This window comes from Iodobacter violaceini (genome assembly GCF_011601265.1).
Taxonomy (GTDB): Bacteria; Pseudomonadota; Gammaproteobacteria; order Burkholderiales; family Chitinibacteraceae; genus Iodobacter; species Iodobacter violaceini.
This window is the reverse complement of sequence record NZ_JAAOLX010000051.1, coordinates 1-255: the sequence shown is the minus strand read 5'-3', so window position 1 is coordinate 255 and position 255 is coordinate 1. Positions and strand designations below refer to the sequence as shown.

Here is a 255-nt window from a genome sequence, read left to right as displayed (position 1 = left end):
ATCTGGCCGTGATCAGCACACTGGCGATTGCTGCACTTTCCAGCGCTCAGATCAGAGTGCTGACCACCGATCAAGTGGCGCATCTGACCACGGATCAGGTTGTCAATATCACGACCAGCTCGCTGGCAGGCTTAACCACCGATCAGGCAGTGGCGCTGACCACGGCACAGGCTGTCGAGCTGACCTCGCGTCAGGTTGCTGCACTGAGTACTACTAATATTGCCGCACTGGAAACCCGCGATCTGGCTGTACTGA

At 57.3% G+C, this 255-nt stretch carries 1 protein-coding gene; it reads left to right on the top strand.

Annotation, left to right across the window (positions count from 1 at the left end; genetic code table 11):
- The coding region (locus HA050_RS22770) for a hypothetical protein (protein WP_166830588.1) at positions 1–255 on the top strand (255 nt) is incomplete at both ends.